The sequence below is a fragment of the Sphingopyxis sp. sgz302558 genome (assembly GCF_057220455.1).
Genome location: NZ_JBXPUZ010000001.1, coordinates 476909 through 498424, shown reverse-complemented (window position 1 = coordinate 498424; position 21516 = coordinate 476909). Strand labels below are relative to the sequence as shown.

Here is a 21516-nt window from a genome sequence, read left to right as displayed (position 1 = left end):
TCTCTCCAGAAGCTGCGCCTTCCCCCTTGAGCGGCGCGGCTTGCTCCTGCTAGCTTCGCGCCATCAAGCCATTTTGGCAAGCCAAGGGACGATATGCGCAATGATAGTCAAGATAGACGCGCTCGACGATGAAGGCCAAATCCCCGCTTATGTCGCGCGCCCCGCGGCGCCAACGACGCGCGCCATCATCGTCATCCCGGAAATCTTCGGCGTCAACGCCGGTATCCGCAGCAAATGCGACCAATGGGCCGCCAAAGGTTATCTCGCCATCGCGCCCGACATTTTCTGGCGTTTCGCCCCCGGCGTCGAGCTCAACCCCGATGTCGAGGCCGAATTTCAGGAAGCGTTGGGCTATTTCGGCCAGTATAATGCCGATGACGGCGTCAAGGATATCGAGGCGACGATCCGCTGGGCGCGCGGGCAAGGCGCGGCCAAGGTCGGCCTCGTCGGCTTCTGCCTTGGCGGGCGGCTCGCCTATATGGCCGCCGCGCGCACCGACATCGACGCCTCGGTCGGCTATTATGGCGTGATGATCGACACGATGCTCAACGAAGCGCACGCGATTGCGAAGCCGCTGATGCTGCATATCCCCACCGCCGACCATTTTGTCGGCCCTGCCGCGCAAGCCGCGATCCACGATGCGCTCGACCCGCATCTGCGCGTGACGCTGCACGATTATGCTGGCCTCGATCATGGCTTTGCCGCCGAGACCGGCAACCGCCGTAACGAGGCAGGTGCGCGCCTCGCCGACAATCGCACCGAGGCCTTTTTCGAAGAGCATTTGCGTTGAGCGGGGCAGCAACCGCAGGGCTCGCCGCCTGGCACGCCTATATGGCCGGGGGCGAGGACCCCGCTGCGCTACGCGCCATGCTCGCCGATGACGCTGTCTTCCACTCGCCGGTGGTGCACACCCCGCAAGCGGGCGCGGACAAGGTCTTCGCCTATCTCCACGCCGCGGCGCATGTGCTCGGCGGCGGCGACTTCGCCTATGTGCGCCAGATCGTGGACGGCGACGAAGCCGTCCTCGAATTCACCCGCACCGTCGATGGCATCCACGTCAACGGTATCGACATGATCCGTTGGAATGCTGACGGCAAAATTGCTGATTTCAAGGTCATGGTCCGCCCGATGAAGGCGATGAACAAGCTGTGGGAAATGATGGCCGCGCAGCTGGCCGCGCAAAACAGCTAGCGCGGCGCTAAATCAGCGCCAGATGGCTGAGTTCGCGCGCAAGCGCGGGCGGCAGATCGCCGACACCAGATGCTGAATCGAGCAGCGGCGGGGCGTCCTTCGCATCGAGATAACGCCACCCCTGATGCGCGCGGCGCGGGGTTGGCACGACCAGCTCAAGCCGGTCGGCGCAGACGATGTTGGTGCGCCCATCCGCTGCCGCGTCAAACCGCAGGATCGCTAGCCGCGCCACCAGCGTATGCCTGATGATGAAATGCAGATAGCCGCCGATCACTTCACCTGCCCGGCGCGGACGGTTGCGCGTCGTGAAAAACACTTCGCCGTCACTGGCACGCTCAACCAGCCGCGCCTGCAACATCGGCACATCGGTGCAACCAAAAGCAACGCGGGTGAGGTGGAGATCGGCCATAACGGCTTAATCCCCACCGTCCGTCATCGTTCCCGTCACCCGAACAATGTCCCCACGCCTACACGTGGGTCGACCCACCCATCGTAAATCATCTTGACCGCGACATAGACGATCACGGCCAGGCCGATGTAGGCAATCCACTTATAACGCTCGATATATTTGGCGATGATATTCGCCGCGACGCCCATCAGCGCGACGGCGAAGACCAGTCCGACGATCAAAATCCCCGGATGCTCGCGCGCCGCACCCGCCACCGCGAGCACATTGTCGAGGCTCATCGACACGTCGGCGACAGCAACGGCCCAGGCGGCGCCCGCAAAGCTCTTGGCTGGTTTCAAACCGCTATGCTCGTCGCCAGCAATCTCGGCGGACCCAGGCGATTCGCCGCCATGATCGCGCAGGTCGCGCCACATTTTCCACGACACCCAGACCAGCAGCAGGCCGCCGATGAAGATCAGGCCAACAATCGCCATCAGCTGCGTCACCACCAGCGCAAAGGCGATGCGCAGCACCAGCGCGGCGATAATCCCAATCAGGATGACCTTCTTGCGCTGCTCAGCGGGCAACCCCGCGGCGAGCGCGCCGACGACAATCGCATTGTCGCCTGCCAGCACCAGGTCGATCGCCAGCACCTGAAGGAAGGCCGCAAAGGCCGACGGCTCGGTGATGTTGGAGAAGTCTTTGACAATCGCATCCCACATCCCTGCGGGACCGCCAAAACCCTCTGCCGCGCCGGTGGCGGCCATCAGAAATTCAAACATGGAAAACGTCCCCGGCTTACTGGTTCATCGAATCGAAGAAATCTTCGTTCGTCTTGCTGTTCTTGATCTTGTCGAGCAGGAACTCCATCGCATCGACAGTGCCCATCTGCATCAGGATGCGGCGCAGCACCCACATTTTCGACAGCTTGTCCTTGTCGAGCAGCAGCTCTTCCTTGCGCGTACCCGATTTACCGACGTCGAGCGCCGGGAAGATGCGCTTGTCGGCAACCTTGCGGTCGAGCACGATTTCGCTGTTGCCGGTGCCCTTGAACTCTTCGAAAATCACTTCGTCCATGCGGCTGCCGGTATCGATCAGCGCGGTGGCGATGATAGAGAGCGACCCACCCTCTTCAATGTTGCGCGCGGCGCCAAAAAAGCGTTTGGGGCGCTGCAGCGCATTGGCGTCGACACCGCCGGTCAGCACCTTGCCCGACGAGGGCACGACTGTGTTGTACGCGCGGCCAAGACGCGTGATCGAATCGAGCAAGATAACCACATCCTTCTTATGCTCGACGAGGCGTTTGGCCTTCTCGATCACCATTTCGGCGACCTGGACGTGACGGGTGGCAGGCTCATCGAAGGTCGAGGACACCACCTCGCCCTTCACGCTGCGCTGCATGTCGGTGACTTCCTCGGGCCGTTCGTCGACCAGCAGGACGATCAGATAAACCTCTGGGTGGTTGTCGGTAATCGCCTTGGCGATATTTTGCAGCAGCACCGTCTTACCCGTGCGCGGCGGCGCGACGATCAGCGCGCGCTGGCCCTTGCCTTGCGGGCTGACCAGATCGATGACGCGCGCCGATTTGTCTTTCTCGGTCGGATCGAGCGTGTCGAGCCGCAGCTTTTGATCCGGGTACAGCGGCGTCAAATTGTCGAAATTGACGCGGTGGCGTACCGCTTCGGGGTCGTCGAAATTGACGCTAACCAGCTTCGTCAGGGCGAAATAGCGCTCGCCATCGCGCGGCGCGCGAATCTCGCCCTCAACTGTGTCACCGGTACGCAGGCCATATTTGCGTACCTGGTTGGGCGAGACATAGATATCGTCAGGACCGGCAAGGTAATTGGCTTCGGATGAGCGCAGAAAACCAAAACTATCGGGCAGCACCTCGATAGTGCCCGACCCGATGATTTCCTCGCCCTCTTCGGCAAGTTCTTTCAGGATCGAGAACATCAAATCCTGTTTGCGCAGTGTCGATGCGCCTTCGACCCCCAATTCCTCGGCCATTTCGACCAGCTGTGCGGGGGATTTTTTCTTAAGGTCTTTCAGATGCATTATGATGTTTTCCAAAGTGGGAAAATGAAAGTGGAAATGCCGCCACAGCGGCGCTGGAGGAGGTTGGGACCATCGGGGGCGCCAAAATCGCCGTTACCGATCCCGGTCGCGCGAGGACCGCGCGCCAAGCCGATTGCTTGTCGCTAATTTAGGCGCGCCGCCCACCCAAGTCAATCAAGCCGCCGTTAAAAAGGACGCACTACCGCCAGAACAACGGCGACGGCGGCCGCAACACCCGGCACCTCGTTGAGCAATCGAAGGGCTTTTTCGCTCAGCGGGCGTTCCCCCGCGCGGAGTTTTTTGAAATAGCCTGACATCCAGCCATGATAGCCGCTGAGCGCCAGCACGATCAGCAATTTGCCATGAAACCAGCCCTGCGACCAATAGCCACCGTTGAACGCCAGCAGCAGCCCCAACCCCCAGACAATGATCATTGCCGGGTTTAATATGATCCGCCGCAGCCGGTCCTCGCGCTCAATCCATTTCGCATCTTCGTCTGATCCCACCGCGCATTGGTGGTGATAAACAAAAAAACGCGGCTGCATGAACAATCCGGCCATCCAGAAAATCACAAAGATGACATGCGCCGCCTTCACCCATGGCTGCGCTGCCCCCATAAAGCCGATCAGCGCATCCATGGCCTCAACCCCCGCGCAGCCGGGCCAGCAACGCTTCAACATGCGCCACCGGCACCTCCGGCGTGATACCATGGCCCAGATTGAAGATATGCGGACGGCCGACAAACCCCTGCACGATGGCATCAATAGCAGAATCGAGCGCAGCGCCGCCCGCCAGTAAGGCAAGAGGATCAAGGTTGCCCTGCACTGGCAAATCCTTGGGCAGCGCCTGGTGAGCCCAGACCGGATCGACGGTTTCGTCAATTCCCACGGCATCAACACCGGTTTCGCGGGCGTAGGCAACGAGCTTGCCGCCCGCGCCTTTGGGAAAACCGATGATCGGCGTATCGGGATGCCGCGCCCGCAAACGCCGGACAATTTCAGCATTGGGCGCAATGACCCAGCGTTCGAACTGGGCCGGGCTCAGCGTCCCCGCCCAGCTTTCAAACAATTGCACCGCATCGACCCCGGCACCGATTTGCGCCGAAAGATAGTCAACGGTGGCATCGACAATCGCATCAATGATCGCGCCGAAATGCGCCGGATCTTGATAGGCCATAGTTCGCGCCGCGCCCTGGTCCTTCGATCCCTGACCGGCCACCATATAGGTCGCCACGGTCCACGGGCTGCCCGCGAAACCCAGAAAAGTCGTGCTGGGCGGCAGGGCCGCCGCAACGCGCCGCACGGTTTCAATCACCGGGGCGAGCCGCTCGGGCACCGCGGTCAGGTCCGACAATGCTGCTTGAGCCAACGGCGGGGCCAGCCGCGGTCCTTCACCCGCTTCGAACCACAAATCCTGCCCCAACGCGTGGGGGATGACCAAAATGTCGGAAAACAGGATGGCACCATCAAACCCGAACCGGCGGATCGGCTGCAACGTCACCTCGGTTGCCGCCTCGGGATCATAGCATAGCTCGAGGAAACCGCCTTTCTGCGCACGCAGTTCGCGATACTCGGGCAAATAGCGCCCTGCCTGACGCATCAGCCATACAGGGGGTGGATCGCGGCGCTCACCCTTGAGCACCGCCAACAAGCTCTTTTCCGTCACGCGCTCCGTTCCCCTATTTCCAATATCATTATAATGTCCTTGTGGTGGATAGTTGGGGGCCGCGCCAGCGGGGATTTAGCGCGCGACCCCGCCTTTGCCAACAACTTGACTCTGGCGTGCGGAAGCAAGCTTCGCGAGTCGAAGGATTGCTGCAAACTTATCCACATGCCGGGGATGATTCCGCCTGGCTGTGGAAAAAGCTGCGCGGGGAATCGGTGCGGCGGTGGAGGATTGTGCCATGCCTGACCTATCCACAGCTTTGCCCGCCAGCTTGCCCCCACCCGCAAAGGTGCTTGCCAGCGCGTCCGGCGCGGGCAAAGACGGGGCGTATCATGCGCTTGCACGTTCATCTCATATCCGATTCCACCGGCGAAACGCTTGAAAATCTGGCGAAGGCCGCGATTGCGCAATTCGATGATGTCGAAGTGGTGCGCCATTTCTGGCCAATGGTGCGCTCCGAAGCGCATCTCGACCGGATTATGGCCGAAGTGAAGGCAAGCCCCGGGTTGATCCTGTTCACGCTGGTCAACCTTGATTTGCGAGCCAGTCTTGAACGCCGGACCGCTGCGCTTGACCTTCCCGCCGTGGCGGTGCTCGACGCGGTCACCGACGCGCTGTCACGGATGCTGGGCCAGAAGGCAAAGGCGCGCCCCGGTCGTCAGCACCAACTCGACGCTGCTTATTTCGCGCGCGTCGAGGCGATCCAGTTCACTGTCGCGCATGACGACGGAATTGCCTGGGAAGATTGGGAGGAAGCCGACATCATTCTTGCTGGCGTGTCGCGCACGTCGAAGACGCCAACCAGCATTTATCTTGCCAACCGCGGTTTCAAGACCGCGAACATTCCGATCGTTCCTGAATCGCCGCCGCCACCGGCGCTGTTCCGGCTTGAACGTCCGCTGGTCGTCGGACTGACGACGGGTGTGGATCGCCTTGTCCAGGTACGGCGCAACCGCCTGTTGTCGCTTAACCAGGCCCCCGAAACCGCCTATGTCGAAGAGGCTGCAGTGAAGGCCGAGCTGGCCTTTGCGCGGCGGATGTTCGCCGACAATGGCTGGCCGGTCATCGACGTGACCCGCCGGTCCATCGAGGAAACCGCGGCGGCGATTATCAAGCTAGCCGAAGACCGGGCGGGTTCCAGCGCATGACACGCTTGCTGCTTGCCTCGCAAAGCACTGGGCGCGCGCAAATGCTGCGCGATGCGGGGCTTGATTTCGCGGTCGAAGCGGCCTCGCTTGACGAGGCTGCGCTGACCGATGCCTTGCTCGCCGAAGGGCAGTCTCCGCGGCAAATCGCCGACGCACTGGCGGAGGCAAAGGCGCTCAAATTGTCGGCCCGGCGGCCCGGCCAACTGGTGATCGGCGCCGATCAGTTACTCGCGCTCGACGACGGTAGTATTCTAGCCAAACCGGCAACGCCTGCCGAAGCCGAGGCTCAACTCGCGCGCCTGTCGGGCCAGCGCCACCGCTTGCTCAGTGCAGTGGTCGTTGCGGAAAATGGCGTGCCCCAGTGGCGGCACATTGGCGAGGCGCAGCTGTGGGTACGCGCGTTGAGCCAGACCTTCATTGCCGCCTATGTTGCGCAGCACTGGGAGCGCATTCGCTGGACGGTCGGCTGCTACGAAATCGAAGGCGCGGGCGCGCAACTGTTCGCGCGAACCGAAGGCGACCGTTGGACGATCATCGGGCTGCCGTTGCTGCCGCTGCTTGGCTGGCTGCGCGAGCGCGGGGAGATCGCATCATGACCAGCGCGCGGCCCTTTGCCGAAGTCATCGGCGATCCCATCGCCCATTCCAAATCGCCCCTCATCCATAATTTCTGGCTCAGCCAGCTGGGCATCGCGGCCGACTATCGCGCCTGCCATGTGCGACCCGACGGTCTCGCCGAATATGTTGCGTCGCGACGCGATGACCCGCTTTGGCGCGGCTGCAACGTCACCCTGCCCCACAAACAAGCGGTGCTGGATCTGGTGGCCGATCCGGGCAATATCCGGGCCAGCATCGGCGCTGCCAACACCCTGTTCCGCCAGGGTGAGGCACTTGCCTGCACCAACACCGATGCGGCGGGCTTCTATGCTCCCATTTCCGATGCTGACCTTTCTGGTGCGCCGGTGGTCGTGGTGGGCAGCGGCGGTGCGGCACGCGCGGTGCTGTTTGCGCTGGCGCAAATCGGTGTGGGACCGGTAACCATCCTGGCCCGAAGCGTGCTCAAAGCCAGCGCCTTGCTGGCCCATTTTGGGCTGAAGGGGCAGGCGCTGATGTTGGATGCAGCGTTGCCGCCGGCCGCGCTGTTGGTCAACGCGAGCAGCCTTGGCATGGCGGGTCAACCGGTGTTCGCGCCTGATCTGGCGCCGCTGCCCAAAGACGCGCTGGTTTATGACATCGTCTATGCCCCGCTTGAAACGCCCTTGTTGGCGGCAGCGCACGCGCGCGGTCTTGAGACCATCGACGGGCTCGAAATGTTGGTCGGGCAGGCGGCGGTGGCGTTCGAGCTTTTCTTTGGTGCGCCGCCGCCCGACGATCCCGAGGGACGGCTGCGCGCCCTCTTGCTGGCAGCCTGATGCATTATCCGCGCCCTGCCTCGCGCCTGCGCCGCCCTTTCCTGCTCGGGCTCACCGGTTCGATCGGGATGGGCAAGTCGACGGCTGCGGCGATGTTCGCTGCCAACGGCGTGCCGGTGTTCGACGCTGATGCCGAAGTGCACCGATTGCAATCGCGCGGCGGTGCGGCGGTGACGGCGATTGCGGCGCGGTTCCCCGGCACGACCGGGACGCAGGGGGTTGATCGGGCCAAACTGGGGGCGCTGGTGCTCGCGAACCGGGCCGAGCTTGCAGCGCTAGAGGCGATCATCCACCCGCTGGTCGCGCGCGCGCAGCGGCGATTTCTCCTGCGCCATCGCGCGCGACCATTGGTGGTGCTCGATATTCCTTTGCTGTTCGAAAAAGGTGGCTGGCGGAAAGTTGGCGCCATTGCGGTGGTGAGCGCGCCGCAATGGGTTCAGCGCCGCCGCGTGCTGGCGCGGCCTGGCATGACCCCCACTAAGCTGCGCGCGATCCGCCACCTCCAGACGCCCGACCGCGTCAAACGCGCGCGCGCCGACTTTCTGATCGACACCGGGCGGCCCAAAGCGACGATGCGGGCACAAATAAAGTCTATCGTCTCTTGTTTCCAAAGCTGAACGGGTGAATATTGCAGGTTCGATGCGTGAGATTATTTTCGATACCGAAACCACTGGCCTCGATCCCAAGAGCGGGCACCGACTGGTCGAGATCGGCTGCATCGAACTGGTTGACCGGCGGGAGACCGGGCGCAGCTTTCACGCCTATTTCCATCCTGAACGCGACATGCCGACCGAAGCCGAAGCAGTGCACGGGCTGTCGCTGGCCTTTCTGTCGGACAAACCGCGCTTTTCCGAGCGGGCGGGTGAACTGATCGACTTTCTGGGCGACGCCCCTTTGGTCGCGCACAACGCGGCCTTTGACTTCGGCTTTGTCAATGCCGAGTTGGCACGGGTTGGGCTGGGCATCCTCGACCTCGACCGGATGATTTGCACAGTCCAATTGGCGCGCAAGCTCCATCCGGGCGCGAAACACAGTCTTGACGCGCTGTGCGTCCGCTATGGCATCGACCGGTCGCACCGCGTGAAGCACGGGGCCCTGCTCGACGCCGAACTGCTCGCGCATCTCTATATCGAAATGACTGGCGGGCGGCAGATTGGTCTGGGTCTCGGGGCTGGTTTGCGCAGCGGCGATCGGGCGGTCGGGCCGAACGAGGCCAGGCCGGCGCGGCGACCGTTTCGCGAACCACGCCCGCACACCGCTTCGCCGCTCGAACAAGCGCGCCATGCCGAATTTGTTGCCATGCTAAAGCAGCCGCTCTGGCACGACGGCGCCTGATCAAGCGCCGGTATCCGGCAAAGCCGAGGAGAAAAAATATGGAGATTCGCGTTTCGGGCCATCAAATGGACACCGGCGAAGCGTTGCAGACGCATGTCGGCAACCGCATGAACGCGATCGCCGAGAAATATTTTGCCCGGGCAATCAGCGCGCATGCCACCTTTGGCAAAGGTCCGCACGACAGCTTTACCTGCGACATTGTGGCGCATGTCATGCAGGGCCTGGTGCTCAAGGGACATGGCGAGGCGCAGGATGCGCATGTGGCATTCGAAGGCGCCGCTGACCGGATCGAGAAACAGCTTCGCCGCTATATGCGCCGCCTCAAGGATCGCAGCGGCATTGGCGAAATACCCGCACCCGCACCGGACAATGCCGCCTACGTCGTTTTCGACGGTGGTGATGAGGAAGGTGAAGTTGGCGAGGCGCCGGCGATCATCGCCGAAACGCGGGTCGATATTCCCACCGCCAGCGTTTCCGACGCGGTAATGATGATGGATTTGCGCAATACCAATGCCCTGCTGTTCGTAAACAGCCGGTCGGGCACCCATAATATGGTCTATCGCCGCGGTGATGGCACGATCGGCTGGGTCGAGCCGCAATAAAGGGCTGGATTTTTGTCCCAATGCCGACTATCCGGCCCGCCTTTCCGGGGCTGTCGCAAAAGGCAGCTCGCCTGTTGTTTCCTGCGTAGTTGGCCCGCCGCCCCGATCGGGTAGCCCGCCGCCTGCGCCGACCGATCTGAACCGTCATGACTCTCGACACGCTTGTCTATCCCGCCTCGGTGCGTGCGCATGTTGCGATTGATTCGAAAAAGGCGCTGTTCGCCTATTTCGGCGATCTGGCCAGCCGCACGCTGGGCCTTGATGCTGGGCAAGTGGCAGAAGCCCTGCTCGAACGCGAACGGCTGGGGTCTACCGGCTTCGGGCGTGGCATAGCTTTGCCGCACGCCAAGCTTGAAGGGCTGGGCGGGGTGCGCGGCCTGTTCGTGCGCTTGCAGCGGCCAATTGATTTTTCCGCGGTCGATGGCCTCCCGGTCGACTTGTTTTTCGTGCTTTTGTCGCCGCTCGATGCCGGGGCCGATCATTTGAAGGCGCTGGCCAGCGCATCGCGTATGCTGCGCAATGAAGCTGTCGCTGACCGGCTGCGCGGTGCGGGCAGTGACGAGGCGCTTTATGCGCTGCTCGCCGACGGTGAGGCGCGCGACGCCGCGTGACGCGGCTTCCGGCGCGGCTGTTGGTTGATTTGTTGCTGCGCTCGGCAGTCGCTGGCGGAGGCTTTGCGACTGTGCTGGCGCGCGGCGATGACCATGGCGGCGCGGTGTTGATCCAGTGCCGCGATCGCGGCGCCGAAGGCCCGCTGCTGGAACGCCTGTTTGACGGTTTGTGGCAGCCGGTCGGGCCCGAATCCGCTGCGGGGTCGGCCGAGCGCGACGCCTATATTGCCCGCCGTCGCCGCGCCGATCCGGACCTATGGTTAATCGAACTGGATATCCCGGATGCGCCACAGTTCGTCGCGGAGTTGACGCACGGGGCTTGACTTTTGTGCGCTGCACAAAGATAGGCGCCGCACGAAATCGCGGAGGTCGCTTTGCATCGTTGCCGGTCCGGAACGGACGGTACGATGTTGACGAAAGTGGACACGCAGACGGACGAAATCCGCCCGGGCCGCTGATCTTTCAGCACTTTCCTGCCACGGACACGGACCTTCGGCCGCATTTGTTGACGGATTGAATGAGTCGCATTTTGAACGTTGCCAGCCTGGCGGCGGTCGCCTTGACTGCCACCGCCATGTTGGCGTTGACCGAACCCGGTCAGGCCAGCGATCTGGCCGCCGCCTCGGTTGCTCCGGTGGTGCTTGCCCCGCAGCCCACCGCGCCGGTTAACCCTGTTGATTCCCCGGAAACCCCTGCAGACCCAGCCCTCGCGGCCGAAGTTGCCGAACCGGTTCCAACCCCTGAGCCCGTCCGTGCCGCGTCGTTGGCTGAACTGGTCGCGGCAACGGCGATGCCCGAAACCATGGACGAAGAGTTGCACTGCCTCGCCGGCGCGGTTTATTTCGAATCGCGCAGCGAGTCGCTGGCCGGCCAGCTGGCGGTTGCCCATGTGGTGATCAACCGCGCCGAATCGGGCCGCTTTCCGAGAACAATGTGCGGCGTGGTCTATCAGAAAAGCCAGTTCAGCTTCGTGCGCGGCGGGCAAATGCCGCCGATCAACACCGCGCATCGCCAGTGGCGCAACGCGGTTGCCATCGCGCAAATCGCCCGCGACGGCAGTTGGCAGAATGCCGCGCCGGGCGCGTTGTTCTTTCACGCGCGCCATGTGTCGCCGGGCTGGAACCGTCCGCGCGTCGCGCAGATCGACAATCATATCTTTTATCGCTGATCCGCGGCGGCGTATCGGCCGCACGACGGGTCAATGATTGCCAAGGCGGCGGGGCTGGCGCATGGTGCGCCAATGTCTCGCCGCCTTTCGCATTTGCGCACGATCGCACTTACCGTCCCACTGATGCTGCTGATGGGCTGTGCCACCGCCGTGCCGCCGGTAGAGGTAACGCGCTTCCATACCCCCGCCCTTGCCAGTCTGGCCCCCGGCACGGCCTATCGCTTTGCCGATGCGCCAGCGATGGTCGGCGAAACCCTGACTTATCGCACCGCCGTCGATACCGAGCTGCGCCAGTTGGGCTTTGTTCCAGCCGCGACAGGCGCGCCCGCGCCATTGACCATCCGCATCTCGATCGCTCGCAATGAACGGCGCGGCGACGGCGCATCGCCGGTCAGCGTCGGGGTGGGCGGCAGTACGGGCAGCTATGGTTCGGGCGTAGGCGTGGGGCTGGGCTTCAACCTCGGCGGTGGACCGCGGCGCTGGGTTGATCTGACCCTCGGCGTGCGCATCGATGACACGGCAACCGGAACTGCGCTGTGGGAAGGCCGCTCCGCCACGGCGATTCCGGCCAAGGCGCCAGGCGCCCAGCCGTCGCTGGCAGCGGCAAAACTGGCCGATGCCTTGTTCGGGGGCTTCCCCGGCGAATCGGGAACGACTATCAGCGTCCCCTGATCACATTGGCAGGGCGCGCCGCGCTCGCGCGCTCAGGGGATTTTCATACGCATGACCATCGGCATCAACGCTGCCTTCGACAGCGGCAACATTATCGTGGACGAACTGGCGGGCACGCGCGCGCGGCTGTCGATCCGCAAGGACCGCGAATCCGAATTTTTCCAATGGTTCCATTTTCGCGTCGATTGCGCGGTCGGCGATGATCTTGAACTTGCCATCACCGGCCTCGCCAGCGCCGCCTATCCCGATGGTTGGCCGGGCTATGCGGCTTGTATCAGCGAGGACCGCGAAAATTGGACCCGCGCTGACACCAGCTACGACGCCAGGCTGGGTGGCGGCACGCTGATCATCCGCCACAGTGCCGCGACGCCGATCCTGTGGGTCGCCTATTATGCGCCCTATTCGATGGAACGGCACCATGATCTGATCGCCTCGGTCGCTGCGTGCGACGGGGTCGCTTATCGCTGCCTTGGCACCAGTCTGGAGGGGCAGCCGATCGACTATCTGACGATGGGTGATGGGCCGAAGCAGCTGTGGCTATATGCACGCCAGCATCCGGGCGAATCAATGGCCGAATGGTGGATGGAAGGCGCGCTCGAAAAGCTCACTGACCCGCACGACCCGCAGGCGCGGCTGTTGCGCCAAAAAGCGACGCTGCACATCGTCCCAAACATGAACCCTGATGGGTCGCGGCGTGGCCATTTGCGCACCAATTTTGCGGGCGTGAACCTCAACCGCGAATGGCACGAACCCTCTGCCCAACGTAGCCCCGAGGTCCTGTGCGTGCGAAACCGCATGGATGAAACTGGGGTCGATTGGGCGATGGATGTGCACGGCGACGAAGCCATTCCGGCCGTGTTCCTCGCCGGATTCGAAGGTATTCCGTCGATGCGCCCGGGCCAGATTGAAACCTTCCGCGCCTATCGCGACCGGCTGGCGCAGCGTACTCCCGATTTTCAGACGGCATTGGGCTATGTCGAAAGCGCGCCGGGACAGGCCAATCTTTCCATGTCGACAACGCAACTCGCCGAACGATTCGGTGCGATCGCGATGACGCTGGAAATGCCCTTCAAGGACAATCAGGACCTGCCCGATCCGGTGGCGGGCTGGTCTCCCGAACGCTGCAAATTGCTGGCCCACGCCTGCATCGACACACTGGCGGAAATGATCTGATGTCCCAATGGATCATTGTCGAAGATGATCTGTCTGGCGCTCCTGTGCGCGCGCTGCTGGAACAGCATTTTGCCGGGATGCTTGCAAATTCCCCCGAAGAAAGCTGCCATTTCCTCGACTTTTCCGGATTGCGCAGGCCTGATGTGACTTTCTGGTCGATCTGGGATGGCGACACGCTCGCAGGTTGTGGTGCGCTCAAACGCATTGATGCGACCCATGGTGAAGTCAAATCCATGCGGGTTCACGATGATTACCGGGGCCGAGGTGCGGGGCATGCCATGCTCCGCCACATCATCGTCACGGCGCAAAATCTGGGCCTGAGTCGCCTCAGTCTGGAAACCGGTACCGCGCCTGCTTTCGATGATGCAGTGCGCCTTTATACGCGCGCCGGCTTTTCGCCTTGCCCGCCCTTCGCTGATTATGGGGAAGATCCCTTCAGCCGGTTCATGACGCTGGCCTTGTAGCGCACCCGCAAAAATGGGCGCGGCACCCGCAAGTGCCGCGCCCCCTTTCGGCCAGCTACAAATCAAGCAGCCTTCTTTTTCCCTTCAATCAGCGGGGTCGGTTCGCCGCCGATGTTGATCTTGTGCGGCTTCATCGCCTCCGGCACTTCGCGCACCAGTTCGATGGTGAGCAGGCCGTCGGCTAGGTCGGCGCCGCTCACCCGCACAAAGTCGGCCAGTTGGAAACGACGCTCGAACGCGCGCGTCGCAATGCCGCTGTAGAGCAGGTTGCGCGGGGTCTCGCCCTCGGCGACCGGTGCCTTGCGTGCAGCGACGGTCAGCGAATTCTGATGCGCAGTGATTTCGATTTCCTCGCGCTTGAACCCGGCGACCGCGATGGTGATGCGATACTGGTCATCACCCGTGCGCTCGATGTCGAAAGGCGGATAATTCTCTGCAGCCGTGCTGCTGTTCTCCAGGAATTCGAACAGGCGGTCAAAACCGACGGTGCTACGGCGATAGGGGGTCCAGTCAAGATTACGCATAATGATATTCCTTCTGTTGAAGCGAAACATGCGCGCGCCGTGCCATATGGCCACGGCGGCATCCGGTCCCATGCTGGCAACCGGACGGCGATGATTTAGGAAGGCGCAGCGGCGGTTCAAGGGGGTTGGCCGACCGCTCCGGCATCGCTACGGCGAGGGCGAACTTGCCCAACGAAAGGCCTTTCGATGCCCACCCTCATCCTGCTGCGCCACGGCCAGTCACAATGGAATCTGGAAAACCGCTTCACCGGCTGGTGGGATGTCCTTGTGACCGAAAAGGGGGCTGAAGAGGCGCGCGCGGCGGGTGCGCTGATGGCGGCCAAGGGGGTGCTGCCCGATGTTGCCTTCACCAGCGTCCAGACGCGCGCGATCCAGACGCTGCACCTGGCACTCGAAGCCATGGGACGGCTGTGGATTCCCGAGATCAAGGACTGGCGCCTTAATGAGCGTCATTATGGCGGCCTGACCGGGCTCGACAAGGCCGAGACAGCCGCGAAGCACGGCGACGAGCAGGTAAAAATCTGGCGGCGCAGTTTCGACATCCCGCCGCCGGTGCTCGAACCCGGCTCGGCTTATGACCTCGCCGCCGACCCGCGCTACGCCGGCATCGCCATCCCGCAAACCGAAAGCCTTAAAGACACCATCGTGCGCGTGCTGCCCTATTATGAAAGCACGATTGTGCCGCAGCTGGCGGCGGGCAAGGTTGTGCTCGTCGCAGCGCACGGCAACAGCCTGCGCGCGCTGGTAAAACATCTTTCGGGCATTTCGGATGCCGACATTACCGGGCTTGAAATCCCGACGGGGCAGCCGATCATCTATGACCTGGATGAAAACCTGAACGCGCGCGAGCGTTACTATCTCGCCGAACGCTAAAGCGTCCCCGTCACCGTCAGCTTGAACAAATGGCCAAAGCCGCGGCGGCGGCTTTCAAAACCCGCCACTGGTCCATCGCGGCGATCGACATAAATGGTGCGGTCCAGCGCATCCTCCATCTTGGCGATGTTGCGCATTTCGGCCCGCACGGTGAAACCGCCGACATTCTTGTGCTCGACAAAGGCGGTAACAAAGGGCCCCGCCGTGAATTCATTGTTGATCTCGTCGAGTCGCAATTCGGGGCTATAACGTTCGTCAAAGAAATTCGCGCCCCACGCGAACGGCGTGCCCTTCACATCGTGGCGCAGGCCAAGATCGACGACATATTCCTGTCCGTAGCTCTGGTTGCGCCAGCCCCCAGTGAGCGGATCGCGCACACGGTTGCGGCGCAGTGTGATGTCGCTGTTGATGCGCACGCCGGCCAGCCCGATGGGGTCAAGTTGCAACGTCGCGCGCGACGACAGGCGGTAAAGGTGCGCATTGGGCAGGTTGCCGCGCCCCTCGGTCGTCGGCGACAATGGCACCTGGTCGACCAGATCCTGCGCGAGCGCATAGGCGACCGCGACCGAGACATTGCCCCACGCCCCAAGATCGCGGACAACCTCCAGCTCGGTCCGGTTGACGATCGGCGGCACCAGCAACCCGTTGCCGCCGTTGCCATTGTTGTTGGCAACATCGACGCTGCTGGCAAAGTCAAAGAAGTTGAGCTGATCAACGCGGCGTTGCAGCACATAATTGACGGTGGTTTTGGCGCCCGGTTTCCATGCCAGCGCCAGCCGGCCTTTCGGGCGAATAAAGCTGCGGGTCAGCCCGCCGGGTCCCGACGAGGCGAGCTGGCTATACTCGGCACCCAAGTTAAGCTGCGCAGTCAGATTGCTGGCCAGCGCGCGACCCCAGGTCAGCGACAGCTCGGCCCGTTTTTCGTCGACCTTGGTGCGCTCGCCGCCAAAAGTGACGGGCAAATAGCTACCGGTCGGCTGCAACAGGGCAAGCTCGGCCTCGACATCAAGCAGATTATACGCCCCCTCGAGTGCCACTTGCCAATCGGTTCCGCCGCCGGTGCGCCAGCCATATTCGCCGCGCAGGATGGATTCGCTTTCATCGGCAGTCTGGCGGAAGCGCGACCCTGTGGCGGGCGATGCTTCTGGCGTCACCGTAAAACTGCTGATCACCGGGCTATGTTCCATCCGGTGCTGGCCGATCAGCTTGAGCCGCCCCGTGCCAAGGCTGAATTCATAATCGCCGCCAATATTGGCGTTCCATTCGTCTTCGGTCTGCCGAAACAATTCGTCGACCTGTCCGATACCCGGCTGAATGGACGTGCCGGTCACGCTGTTGCGGATATCGACGAGCTGGCCGGCGAGGTTGAGGTTGAGCTTGTTGCCGTTCGCCGCGGTGCGCGCCAGCGCGACGGCAAGGCGCGGACGATCACCGAAATAGCGCCCGAATTCGTCGCGCACATACAGCAAATCGCCATTGCCATCGAACACCTGCTCGGGTCCCCAATGCCCTTGCCGGTTGGCCTCGTTCGACAGGCTGATGGTAACCGTACTGCCGCCGATCGGGCCGGTGGTTGAAACTTCGCCCCACAACCAATTGTTGGGCAGCCGCGGGCGGGCCTCGGGCGTCCAGCGCAGCGTGGTGGTGAATTTGCGGCTGGCACCGCCTTGCAGCACGATGTTGGCCACCTGCCCGGTCAGGCCGGGAACATTCAGGCTGGCCCCATCAACGACGTCGATGTGAAGCACCGATGCAGCGTTGATACGCGCCAGCGCGGTGCGCGCGTCGGTCGATTTGTCGGCAATGCGTTCGCCGTTGATCAGGATGTTTTCGCGCGCTGCGCCCAGCCCGCGGGTATTGCCGCCGGCGTTGGCGATGATGGCAAAGCCGGGCAGCTGATCGACCATGTCGAGCGCGGTGCGCGGGGCAAAGCGGGCGAAATCGGCGGGGGTATAGCGCTGGCCGCTGGCCGGGGCCGTGTCGGCTGCCGCTTCGGGCAGCGCAGGCGGCGGCGCGGTCTGGGCAGTGGCGGGACCCGCCACCAGCGCCGCTGACATCGCTGCCAGCGACAGGCCGTGAATGATACGCAAAATTATCCTCCCCTCAGCCACCCCCGGCTGGGGCGGCTGCTGGCGCAGCGCGGCAAGATTGGAAACTTTGCTGCTACCAGCGGCCCCTGCGCATCGACCAATGACAAGTGTAGTCCGCGGACCGGGGCCAGGCTGCGATCAGTCGCGCAGCAGTTCGTTGATGCCCGTCTTGGCGCGGGTTTGCGCGTCGACCTGTTTGACGATGACCGCGCAATAGAGCGACGGGCCGGGCGATCCGTCGGGCAGCGGCTTGCCTGGCATCGCGCCGGGCACCACCACGGCATAGGGCGGAACCTCGCCGATATGCACCTTGCCAGTCGCCCGATCGACAATCTTGGTCGATGCGCCCAGATAAACGCCCATCGACAGCACCGCGCCTTCGCGAATGATGACGCCCTCGACCACTTCCGAACGCGCGCCGATGAAGGCCCCGTCTTCGATCACGACCGGCCCCGCCTGCACGGGTTCCAGCACGCCGCCAATCCCGACCCCGCCCGACAGATGGACATGGGCACCGATTTGCGCGCAGCTGCCGACCGTGGCCCAGGTATCAACCATCGTACCTTCGCCGACGCGCGCGCCGATGTTGACGAAACTGGGCATCAGCACCGCGCCCTTGGCGATATGCGCGCCGCGCCGCACGATGCTGCCCGGAACGGCACGGAATCCGGCGGCTTGAAAGCGATCGGCGGTCCAGCCAGCAAATTTCGAAGGCACTTTGTCCCACCAGTGCGCGCCGCCGGGACCGCCTGGAATCAATTCCATATCATTCAGGCGGAACGACAGCAGCACCGCTTTCTTCAGCCACTGGTGCACCTGCCACGACCCAGCCGCATCGCGCTCCGCCACGCGGAGGCTGCCGTTATCCAGCCCCGCGAGCGCCGCCTCAACCGCATCGCGCACGGACCCTTGCGTCGTAACGGTCAGCGTGTCGCGCGCGTCCCAAGCGGTATCAATGGTGGATTGCAGGTCGGTGGTCATGGCGGCCCCTTTTTCGCGTCAGGCAAACAGCGTGTCGAGCCAGTCCGCCAGATCGCTGGCGCGGTAATCAATATGCGCTGGGTTCAGGTCGCGATGACCGCTTTCGGCGCCATTGTCCAGCCACAGGGTGGTCATCCCCAGCACCTTGGCCGGGCTCAGGTTGCGCGCCATATCTTCCACAAACAGGCTGCGCGCAGGGTCGATACGATGCGCGGCGAGCAAATGCTGATAGGCCGCTGGTTGCGGCTTGGGGACATAGCCGGTCGCCCGAATGTCGCAGATGTCCTCGAACAGACCACCAAGCCCGCGCGCGGCGAGCACGCGCTCGGCATAGTCGGCGTTGGCGTTGGTAAAGATCAGGCGGCGGCCGGGTAAAGCCGCGATCCGATCCGCCAACCGCGCGCACGGCGCCAACCGGTCCAGCTCGATCCGGTGCACATCGATCAGAAACTCCTCCGGTTCGACACCATGATGGTGCATTAGTCCGGCAAGCGTTGTCCCGTGATCATGGAAAAACTGCTTCTGTACGCGCCGCGCCTCGGCGGTGTCGCAATTCAGCAAACGCGCGATATACGCGCCCATCCGCTCGTCGATTAAGTCAAACAGCCGCGATGATGGCGGATAGAGCGTGTTGTCGAGATCGAAGATCCAGGTGTCAATGCGGGCGAGCAGCTCAGCAGTCATGCGATTTGCCTAACCGCACGCTGCTTGCCCGGCAAGGACGATGGCCTTAACCCACTGGCAAGGCGCAACGGCGACAGTCGGGGGCCCGGTCGCAATCAGGGGAAGAGAAATGGTCCCGACCCGAAAATCATTGAAACTTGGGGCGGCACTGGCTGCCGTGGCACTGCTTGCCGGCTGCGGAGGCAGCGGCGGCGGGGTTAGCTCGACACCGCCCATTGCCTCGGCCCCGACCCCGGCACCGGCCCCCACGCCGGTCCCGACGCCCACGCCGACACCGCCTGCCACCAATTTCAACACCGCCGAGGCGCGGCGCACCGACAGCTTTGCTTTTCACAATGCGCTGACGGCGTACAACCGCAACATCACTGGTGCGGGCGTGATTGCGGGCGTGATCGACAGCGGTATCGACATCGATAGCCCCGAATATGCAGGGCGCATCCACCCACAATCCTTTGATGCCACCGGCGGCGGGCGCAGCATCGATGCCGAGGGCAGCCACGGGACGCAGGTGGCGCAGATATTGGCCGGCGCCAAAAATGATGTCGGGACCTTTGGTATAGCCTATGACGCCAGCCTCTTGGTGCTGCGCGCCGACCGCGCGGGCAGCTGCGCGGGCACTTCGCCCGATGCCGAAGCCGACGGTTGCCGCTATCCCGAATCGGCCATTGCCGCGGGCCTTGACCGTGCGGTCGCGGCGGGTGCGCGTGTGGTCAATATTTCGCTGGGCGGTGATACGCCGCCAGGCTTCACGCTGCGCCAGGCGGTGGCGCGCGCAACGGCGGCGGGGGTGATCATTGTCGCCTCGGCGGGCAATTCGGGCGATACGACCGCTGACGGCAATGATCCGAACAACCCCGAACCCTTTGCCCAGGGACTGCGCGATGCGGGCGGCGATCTGGTCATCATCGTTGGGTCGGTGGACGAAAATCGGGCGATTTCGGATTTTTCAAACCGCGCGGGCAATTATGCGGGCAGCTATCTGACCGCGCTCGGCGATTCGGTGTGCTGCGTTTATCAAAACGGTGTCCTGCAGACCGAAACCACCCCCAGTGGCACTTTCGTCTTTCTCTTGAATGGTACCAGCTTTGCCGCGCCGCAAGTTGCCGGGGCCATTGCGCTGGTGGCGCAGGGCTTTCCCTCGCTGACGCCGCAGCAAATTGTCGCGCTGCTCTACCAGAGTGCACAGGACGCCGGGGCAGCGGGGAATGATGCCGTGTTCGGGCGCGGTATTCTGGACGTGGGCCGCGCCTTTTCGCCGATCGGCGCAACGTCGCTGGCCGGGACCAGTACGCGTGTCGCGCTGAGCGACCCGTTGGGCACCCTGGGCGCACCGATGGGCGATGCGCGCGGCAGCGCGCTGGGCGTCATCACCGACGGTTTTGGCCGCGCCTTCAATGTCGACCTGGCCCCAGGGCTGGTGGTGCGGGGTCCGGCGCTGCGGCTGCTCCCCGCGCTCGACCAGCAGGGCGTGTCGCGCGTCGCAGCCCGGGGCCCGACCGCGCTGTCGCTGACCGTTGTGCCGCAGCCCGGCGAGTGGGCGGCATCGCCGCTATCCTTCACCGGCGATCGCCGCACCCGCGCGCTCGCGGCCTCGCTGGTGACCAAATTGGGTGCGCGCGACCGGCTGGGCTTTGCCGCCGGGCGCGCGCTCGACGGCCTGCTCGCGGGCGAGCGCGGTCTGCGCGACACCGGCCACCTGATCGCACACCGTGCTGGAGATGCAACGGCGCCGCTGCTCGATCCCAGCCTTGCCGCGCTTTGGCGACACGATGCGCGGCGCTGGGGGCAAATCACGTTGCTGGCGGAAAATGGCTGGGTCGCAGGGCGCGGGCTGGAGGATGATCCGCGCCGCAGCACCAGCGACCCGCGCGACAGCCGCTATACCAAATTGGGCGTTGGCTGGGACCGGCGCTTCGGCGCGCTGGCGCTCGCGTTGACGGCGCAGCGGCTGCGCGAAGACGGCAGCCTGCTCGGCGCACGCTTCGGCCCGCTGTTCGGCGCCGGCGGCGCGACCAGCCATGTTGCAAATGCTGGGGTGACGCTGCAGCTGCCCGGTGGCTGGTCGCTGGCGGGCGAATGGACCGGACTGACGGCGCGGCCTGACCGGGCGGGCCTTGTTGCCGGAGGGACGCTGCGGGCTCGCGCGCTTTCGATGGATGTTGCGCGCAGCGGATTGGCTTGGCCCGGCGACCGCTTGGCCCTGCGCTATGCCGAACCGCTGCGGGTAACGGCCGGCGGGCTGGGTCTTGATCTGCCCATCGCCTATGACGAATTTGCACGGACCGCAGACTTTGGCCGCCGCATCCTGGCGCTCTCGCCATCCGGGCGCGAAAAGGTGGTCGAGCTTGGTTACCACTTGCCGCTGGGCGATGCCTCGCTTGGCTTCAACGGTTGGTGGCGGCAGGATCCAGGGCATTTTGCCGCTATCGACGATGACCTTGGCGCGGCGGTGCGATTCACGCTAGGCTATTGACCATGACC

Annotated in this window: 25 protein-coding genes; 16 read left to right on the top strand and 9 right to left on the bottom strand. The window is 63.6% G+C overall.

Features of this window, described 5'->3' with window-relative positions:
• Positions 1-100 precede the first annotated feature (100 nt).
• Together AC2TC0_RS02460 and AC2TC0_RS02455 are read left to right on the top strand one after the other, a co-directional pair.
• Complete coding sequence (locus AC2TC0_RS02460) at positions 101-790, top strand: dienelactone hydrolase family protein (protein WP_484715900.1); 690 nt, start codon at positions 101-103, stop codon at positions 788-790.
• Positions 791-831: 41 nt separating this feature from the next.
• Complete coding sequence (locus AC2TC0_RS02455; protein WP_484716462.1) at positions 832-1191, top strand: nuclear transport factor 2 family protein; 360 nt, start codon at positions 832-834, stop codon at positions 1189-1191.
• A 7-nt stretch (positions 1192-1198) separates the two neighbouring features.
• Here the strand turns inward: AC2TC0_RS02455 and AC2TC0_RS02450 are convergent, their stop codons facing one another.
• The 5 genes from AC2TC0_RS02450 to hemE all read right to left on the bottom strand — a co-directional run bounded on the left by AC2TC0_RS02450 (position 1199) and on the right by hemE (position 5299).
• The gene (locus AC2TC0_RS02450; RefSeq protein ID WP_484715899.1) at positions 1199-1600 is read right to left on the bottom strand and encodes a DUF1489 family protein; all 402 of its coding nucleotides are present in this window, start codon (positions 1598-1600) and stop codon (positions 1199-1201) included.
• A 35-nt stretch (positions 1601-1635) separates the two neighbouring features.
• Positions 1636-2361: a TerC family protein gene (locus AC2TC0_RS02445; protein ID WP_484715898.1), complete on the bottom strand. Its 726-nt coding sequence runs from the start codon at positions 2359-2361 to the stop codon at positions 1636-1638.
• A 16-nt stretch (positions 2362-2377) separates the two neighbouring features.
• On the bottom strand, positions 2378-3634 hold the full coding sequence (gene rho, locus AC2TC0_RS02440) for a transcription termination factor Rho (protein WP_484715897.1): 1257 nt from the start codon (positions 3632-3634) through the stop codon (positions 2378-2380).
• Positions 3635-3819: 185 nt separating this feature from the next.
• The gene (locus tag AC2TC0_RS02435; RefSeq protein ID WP_484716461.1) at positions 3820-4260 is read right to left on the bottom strand and encodes a CopD family protein; all 441 of its coding nucleotides are present in this window, start codon (positions 4258-4260) and stop codon (positions 3820-3822) included.
• A 16-nt stretch (positions 4261-4276) separates the two neighbouring features.
• A complete protein-coding gene (gene hemE / locus AC2TC0_RS02430) occupies positions 4277-5299 on the bottom strand; it encodes a uroporphyrinogen decarboxylase (RefSeq protein ID WP_484715896.1) in 1023 nt (340 codons plus the stop codon).
• A 329-nt stretch (positions 5300-5628) separates the two neighbouring features.
• Here hemE and AC2TC0_RS02425 point away from each other — a divergent pair, with 329 nt between their 5' ends.
• The 12 genes from AC2TC0_RS02425 to AC2TC0_RS02370 all read left to right on the top strand — a co-directional run bounded on the left by AC2TC0_RS02425 (position 5629) and on the right by AC2TC0_RS02370 (position 13883).
• Positions 5629-6447, top strand: coding sequence for a pyruvate, water dikinase regulatory protein (locus AC2TC0_RS02425; protein ID WP_484716460.1), 819 nt, complete (start codon positions 5629-5631; stop codon positions 6445-6447).
• Complete coding sequence (locus AC2TC0_RS02420) at positions 6444-7043, top strand: Maf family protein (RefSeq protein ID WP_484715895.1); 600 nt, start codon at positions 6444-6446, stop codon at positions 7041-7043. The genes AC2TC0_RS02425 and AC2TC0_RS02420 overlap by 4 nt, the downstream gene beginning before the upstream one ends.
• Entirely contained in the window at positions 7040-7858 is an 819-nt protein-coding gene (locus tag AC2TC0_RS02415; RefSeq protein WP_484715894.1) for a shikimate dehydrogenase family protein, read from the top strand. Before AC2TC0_RS02420 ends, AC2TC0_RS02415 begins: the two co-directional genes overlap by 4 nt.
• Complete coding sequence (gene coaE / locus AC2TC0_RS02410) at positions 7858-8475, top strand: dephospho-CoA kinase (RefSeq protein WP_484715893.1); 618 nt, start codon at positions 7858-7860, stop codon at positions 8473-8475. Before AC2TC0_RS02415 ends, coaE begins: the two co-directional genes overlap by 1 nt.
• A 22-nt stretch (positions 8476-8497) precedes the next feature.
• Positions 8498-9193, top strand: a complete 696-nt coding sequence (gene dnaQ, locus AC2TC0_RS02405) for a DNA polymerase III subunit epsilon (protein ID WP_484715892.1) — start codon at positions 8498-8500, stop codon at positions 9191-9193.
• A gap of 38 nt (positions 9194-9231) precedes the next feature.
• Positions 9232-9795: a ribosome hibernation-promoting factor, HPF/YfiA family gene (gene hpf / locus AC2TC0_RS02400; protein ID WP_484715891.1), complete on the top strand. Its 564-nt coding sequence runs from the start codon at positions 9232-9234 to the stop codon at positions 9793-9795.
• Between the two features lie 146 nt (positions 9796-9941).
• A complete protein-coding gene (locus AC2TC0_RS02395; protein ID WP_484715890.1) occupies positions 9942-10406 on the top strand; it encodes a PTS sugar transporter subunit IIA in 465 nt (154 codons plus the stop codon).
• A complete protein-coding gene (locus tag AC2TC0_RS02390) occupies positions 10403-10729 on the top strand; it encodes a DUF1491 family protein (RefSeq protein ID WP_484715889.1) in 327 nt (108 codons plus the stop codon). The genes AC2TC0_RS02395 and AC2TC0_RS02390 overlap by 4 nt, the downstream gene beginning before the upstream one ends.
• 194 nt (positions 10730-10923) lie before the next feature.
• Positions 10924-11574: a cell wall hydrolase gene (locus tag AC2TC0_RS02385; protein ID WP_484715888.1), complete on the top strand. Its 651-nt coding sequence runs from the start codon at positions 10924-10926 to the stop codon at positions 11572-11574.
• A gap of 72 nt (positions 11575-11646) precedes the next feature.
• A complete protein-coding gene (locus AC2TC0_RS02380) occupies positions 11647-12246 on the top strand; it encodes a DUF4136 domain-containing protein (protein ID WP_484715887.1) in 600 nt (199 codons plus the stop codon).
• A gap of 51 nt (positions 12247-12297) precedes the next feature.
• Positions 12298-13419, top strand: coding sequence for a M14 family metallopeptidase (locus AC2TC0_RS02375; RefSeq protein ID WP_484715886.1), 1122 nt, complete (start codon positions 12298-12300; stop codon positions 13417-13419).
• A complete protein-coding gene (locus AC2TC0_RS02370; RefSeq protein WP_484715885.1) occupies positions 13419-13883 on the top strand; it encodes a GNAT family N-acetyltransferase in 465 nt (154 codons plus the stop codon). The genes AC2TC0_RS02375 and AC2TC0_RS02370 overlap by 1 nt, the downstream gene beginning before the upstream one ends.
• Positions 13884-13945: 62 nt before the next feature.
• Here the strand turns inward: AC2TC0_RS02370 and AC2TC0_RS02365 are convergent, their stop codons facing one another.
• Positions 13946-14407: an Hsp20 family protein gene (locus AC2TC0_RS02365; RefSeq protein WP_484715884.1), complete on the bottom strand. Its 462-nt coding sequence runs from the start codon at positions 14405-14407 to the stop codon at positions 13946-13948.
• A gap of 186 nt (positions 14408-14593) precedes the next feature.
• On the opposite strand from AC2TC0_RS02365, the gene gpmA reads away from it, so the two are divergent.
• The gene (gene gpmA, locus AC2TC0_RS02360; protein WP_484715883.1) at positions 14594-15280 is read left to right on the top strand and encodes a 2,3-diphosphoglycerate-dependent phosphoglycerate mutase; all 687 of its coding nucleotides are present in this window, start codon (positions 14594-14596) and stop codon (positions 15278-15280) included.
• Here the strand turns inward: gpmA and AC2TC0_RS02355 are convergent.
• The 3 genes from AC2TC0_RS02355 to AC2TC0_RS02345 all read right to left on the bottom strand — a co-directional run bounded on the left by AC2TC0_RS02355 (position 15277) and on the right by AC2TC0_RS02345 (position 19035).
• Positions 15277-17370 (bottom strand): TonB-dependent receptor plug domain-containing protein, encoded by a 2094-nt coding sequence (locus tag AC2TC0_RS02355; protein ID WP_484715882.1) that lies wholly within the window; start codon positions 17368-17370, stop codon positions 15277-15279. The two genes, gpmA and AC2TC0_RS02355, sit on opposite strands and share 4 nt — an antisense overlap.
• A gap of 138 nt (positions 17371-17508) precedes the next feature.
• The gene (dapD, locus tag AC2TC0_RS02350) at positions 17509-18351 is read right to left on the bottom strand and encodes a 2,3,4,5-tetrahydropyridine-2,6-dicarboxylate N-succinyltransferase (protein ID WP_484715881.1); all 843 of its coding nucleotides are present in this window, start codon (positions 18349-18351) and stop codon (positions 17509-17511) included.
• A gap of 18 nt (positions 18352-18369) precedes the next feature.
• Positions 18370-19035, bottom strand: coding sequence for a pyrimidine 5'-nucleotidase (locus AC2TC0_RS02345; protein ID WP_484715880.1), 666 nt, complete (start codon positions 19033-19035; stop codon positions 18370-18372).
• A gap of 109 nt (positions 19036-19144) precedes the next feature.
• Here AC2TC0_RS02345 and AC2TC0_RS02340 point away from each other — a divergent pair, with 109 nt between their 5' ends.
• Positions 19145-21508, top strand: a complete 2364-nt coding sequence (locus AC2TC0_RS02340) for a S8 family serine peptidase (RefSeq protein WP_484715879.1) — start codon at positions 19145-19147, stop codon at positions 21506-21508.
• The last annotated feature ends 8 nt before the right edge of the window (positions 21509-21516 follow it).

Coding starts and splice junctions, on each gene's coding strand:
- coaE (WP_484715893.1), top strand. CDS start 7,858: ATGCATTATCCGCGCCCTGCCTCGCGCCTGCGCCGCCCTTTCCTGCTC.
- hpf (WP_484715891.1), top strand. CDS start 9,232: ATGGAGATTCGCGTTTCGGGCCATCAAATGGACACCGGCGAAGCGTTG.
- AC2TC0_RS02380 (WP_484715887.1), top strand. CDS start 11,647: ATGTCTCGCCGCCTTTCGCATTTGCGCACGATCGCACTTACCGTCCCA.
- AC2TC0_RS02370 (WP_484715885.1), top strand. CDS start 13,419: ATGTCCCAATGGATCATTGTCGAAGATGATCTGTCTGGCGCTCCTGTG.
- rho (WP_484715897.1), bottom strand. CDS start 3,634: ATGCATCTGAAAGACCTTAAGAAAAAATCCCCCGCACAGCTGGTCGAA.
- AC2TC0_RS02415 (WP_484715894.1), top strand. CDS start 7,040: ATGACCAGCGCGCGGCCCTTTGCCGAAGTCATCGGCGATCCCATCGCC.
- AC2TC0_RS02395 (WP_484715890.1), top strand. CDS start 9,942: ATGACTCTCGACACGCTTGTCTATCCCGCCTCGGTGCGTGCGCATGTT.
- AC2TC0_RS02460 (WP_484715900.1), top strand. CDS start 101: ATGATAGTCAAGATAGACGCGCTCGACGATGAAGGCCAAATCCCCGCT.
- AC2TC0_RS02340 (WP_484715879.1), top strand. CDS start 19,145: ATGGTCCCGACCCGAAAATCATTGAAACTTGGGGCGGCACTGGCTGCC.
- AC2TC0_RS02420 (WP_484715895.1), top strand. CDS start 6,444: ATGACACGCTTGCTGCTTGCCTCGCAAAGCACTGGGCGCGCGCAAATG.
- AC2TC0_RS02455 (WP_484716462.1), top strand. CDS start 832: ATGGCCGGGGGCGAGGACCCCGCTGCGCTACGCGCCATGCTCGCCGAT.
- gpmA (WP_484715883.1), top strand. CDS start 14,594: ATGCCCACCCTCATCCTGCTGCGCCACGGCCAGTCACAATGGAATCTG.
- AC2TC0_RS02385 (WP_484715888.1), top strand. CDS start 10,924: ATGAGTCGCATTTTGAACGTTGCCAGCCTGGCGGCGGTCGCCTTGACT.
- AC2TC0_RS02375 (WP_484715886.1), top strand. CDS start 12,298: ATGACCATCGGCATCAACGCTGCCTTCGACAGCGGCAACATTATCGTG.
- AC2TC0_RS02365 (WP_484715884.1), bottom strand. CDS start 14,407: ATGCGTAATCTTGACTGGACCCCCTATCGCCGTAGCACCGTCGGTTTT.
- AC2TC0_RS02445 (WP_484715898.1), bottom strand. CDS start 2,361: ATGTTTGAATTTCTGATGGCCGCCACCGGCGCGGCAGAGGGTTTTGGC.
- dapD (WP_484715881.1), bottom strand. CDS start 18,351: ATGACCACCGACCTGCAATCCACCATTGATACCGCTTGGGACGCGCGC.
- AC2TC0_RS02345 (WP_484715880.1), bottom strand. CDS start 19,035: ATGACTGCTGAGCTGCTCGCCCGCATTGACACCTGGATCTTCGATCTC.
- dnaQ (WP_484715892.1), top strand. CDS start 8,498: ATGCGTGAGATTATTTTCGATACCGAAACCACTGGCCTCGATCCCAAG.
- AC2TC0_RS02450 (WP_484715899.1), bottom strand. CDS start 1,600: ATGGCCGATCTCCACCTCACCCGCGTTGCTTTTGGTTGCACCGATGTG.